The organism is Mesorhizobium sp. M2A.F.Ca.ET.039.01.1.1, assembly GCF_003998035.1.
Classification (GTDB): domain Bacteria; phylum Pseudomonadota; class Alphaproteobacteria; order Rhizobiales; family Rhizobiaceae; genus Mesorhizobium.
The window spans coordinates 1-3,045 of record NZ_RZRY01000719.1 but is presented as its reverse complement, the minus strand read 5'-3'; the positions used below and the strand labels follow the sequence as shown (position 1 = coordinate 3,045).

Below are 3,045 nucleotides of genomic sequence, written 5' to 3'. Positions count from 1 at the left end.
TCTCGTTCGGCACGCCATGCGTGGCCCAGCGCGTATGGCCGATGCCGATCGTGCCGTCGAGCGGCTCTTCCTTCAGCCGGCGTTCGAGATTGATCAGTTTGCCTTCGGCGCGGCGGCGGCCGAGCTCGCCCTTCTCGATGGTGGCGACGCCGGCCGAGTCATAGCCGCGATATTCGAGCCGCTTCAGCGCGTCGACGATAAGCGGCGCGACCTGCTGCCGGCCCACAATTCCAACGATACCGCACATGCGATAGCCCCTATTCCCTGCTGATAGTTCGATTTTCGTATGACCCGGCCGCGAATTACATTTGCGCGCCGGCCAATTCTGGAAAGTCTGCGTGTCTCGGCACGCCTAGAAGCGTAAGCCCGACCTCTTACCGACCCCGGCCAGGATTTTCAGAAATGGAGCCGTAAATCGGTTAAGCCGTGATGGTGAAGCGAGCACACCTGCACGGATGGCTTCGATTTCATCGAGGATGTCTTCGACCTCGCAACGTAGGCCACTCTTGATACTCCGGTAGCGGGGATACAGGATCAGTGCTGCCGCCACCATTTCGTCCAGCGTCGGGCGCCGTGTCCTCCTCGGACAGGAAAAGGAATCTTGAGTCAGCCCCCAACCTGCATAAAAGGGCATTCCATAGGTCGAAACTGGCACCTCACGCAGCAAAGCCTCAAATCCGGCGAGCGACGTGGCAACATGTATGCGTTCCGCTGTTGTCAGCCAGCTTGAGAGCGAACCGCCCGGGGATTGGATATCGGCATGTAAGCTGGTGCGGTCGCCATTTCTTAAGCCCGCAACGACGTCAGGGTGCGCGCGATATGCGATCTTAGCTTTTGGATGAAGCGTTCGAACCACCCTCACCAGCTGATCTCCAGGTCGCGCGAGAGCACTACCCATCAACACAGATTGGTCGTCGACGACTTGGCCTATGACGAGATGCACCTTCCCATCTGTGACGGGTCGACTGCCGTCGTCGACGTTGTATTTCTCGATTGCCGACCGCACGATCCGCTCCCGAAGCGTGGCTGCGCGGTCTACGATCTTGTCCGTCAGCCCTACGCCCGATTCAATGATCGTCTCAATCTGGCTGGGCCTCGAGGCGTCGTAATAGAGACCAATGGGATCAAATACGAGTGAAGCGGGACTCACGAGGGCAGCTCCGAGACCAACTGACCGTATGAAGCCGTCTTCGACACTTATGGAACCTTTCCCGCCAGCTATGTCCTTTCCAAAGGCTCCCCAGATCAGATTATTTCGGGAACCTTTGAGCGAGCGCGGACGAAGCCGCATCGAGAACGAGACAGAGGCCCCGGGGTGAGCCGCCATCGTCTGGACGGCAGCCCGTTTCCATCCTCCAGCTCCATAGATGAGGATGGGCTTATTGTCGAAACGTTCTGCAGCTGCCCACCAGGCAAGTCGACGCAAGGCCTGCAATGCATCGCAGCGCTCGCGCTTCACGGGGTCCCACCACAGCGTCATGTCCTCGAGTGCAACGGAAATGAGGATGTCTAGGCGCCGCAGGATCTCGTCGCTCGATTGCGGCCGATCGGTCGCCCGGCGCCTCAACGCCGCGATAGCGTCCTCGGAACACGCTAGGTCGGTTGTCAAGCCGAACCCCGCATAGAAGGGCGCCCCGAAACATGTGACTGGAATGCCTCGGATCAGAGCCTCGAAGCCGGCGCCGCTGGTGATCGTAAGCACCTCATCAATCTCGTCGAGGAAGACGGTCGCGGATGAACCAGTTGATGTGGTGATGCCTACCCCATATGCCGCACACATGCGCGGCAAGATTGGGTTCAGCAGCGAATGGCCCTTTCCAGCGGCCACGTCCGGGTGTGTTCTGAACACCAGTTCGGCGCTCTCGCCGAGTGCACGGTCAATTGCGTATTTGGCCATTGCAACCACAGCACCGTCGTCACCGCCGCCGTACAAAAGAGAACGGTCGTGTTTAACCTGATCAATGATTCCTAGCCTAAAGCGGTCTGTCCGTCGGACAGGTCGAGTCTCATTCGAAGGGAGATTATATTTGCTCAGCCGTGCTTCCACGATCAGGTTCCGCAAGTCTGTTTTCGGTAAATCTCCTCTGTCGGCAATGCGTGCCACCATTAACTGTTCGGCGGCGGAACCGGCTCCACTACAGTCATAAGCCGGTTGATTGGCGTCGATCATGACTCCGACCGCAGGCGTGGAGTACGCCTGATTCGAGAGCCCCCAAGAGCGGAAATAAGGATCCTCGAGGAATAAAAACGGAAGGCCGCGGGCCTTGCAAAGCGTCGTTATCCGCTCATTGCGCGAACTTCGACCCCACCCGCAGCCACCTTCAACCCCTTGAGCTTCGTCGGCGTTCTGGATCAGGCGGGCGTCTAGAAGAAAGCCTATTTGCACGTCACGCGACAGCGTCCGGGAACTGGCAAGAACACGCGCACCGCTCCGCCATGGCAGCGAGGGGCCGCGCGGAGAACTATGGCTGGTGGCAATATTCATCAGCATAGATCAACCGACCGCCTGCGCGATGGAAATCGGACCGCGAATGATGCCGTAAGTTTGGCCTACGATGCCAAGGAATTTGTCGATTTCAACGGAGGGAGCATTGGCTACGTACAGAATATCTCGATCCAGGACGCGTACCCTGCTCATGATCAAGAGCGAAGCCGGATCCGACAAGCGGATGCGATAGACTATCGGAAAAACATAATCGAGCGACTGCGCATTTCCCGGGGACTTGGCCAAAACATCCCAACCAATAGCGGAGGGGTCGATACGGTTGCCGAGGGCCCGAACAAGCTCCGGGCGCTCGAAGCGAAAAAGGAAGAGGCCCGACTGGTCTGCACGACTATCATTTAGCCCGCCTGCCGTGCCCAAAGCTTCCGACAAAGTGAAATCATTTGACGGAATCGGCAGCGAGCCTTGGCGACCTACAGCGCCGAGCGCTGTGAACGTCATCCGTTGCCGTATCAAAAGAATGGTGTCTTCAGGTTGGACATAGATGTTTTCGCTTGGGCGCGAAATGATCGTGTGCAGCGGAACCGAGGCAGTGCGCTGGC

At 58.3% G+C, this 3,045-nt stretch carries 1 protein-coding gene and 2 pseudogenes; all 3 read right to left on the bottom strand.

Features of this window, described 5'->3' with window-relative positions; translation table 11 throughout:
• Positions 1–247, bottom strand: a pseudogene (locus EOA24_RS32455) (glutamine--fructose-6-phosphate aminotransferase); the annotation flags it as partial.
• Between the two features lie 105 nt (positions 248–352).
• Positions 353–2,491: a capsular polysaccharide biosynthesis protein gene (locus EOA24_RS32450; RefSeq protein WP_127410502.1), complete on the bottom strand. Its 2,139-nt coding sequence runs from the start codon at positions 2,489–2,491 to the stop codon at positions 353–355.
• Between the two features lie 3 nt (positions 2,492–2,494).
• A pseudogene (locus EOA24_RS41995) lies at positions 2,495–3,045 on the bottom strand (polysaccharide export protein); the annotation flags it as partial.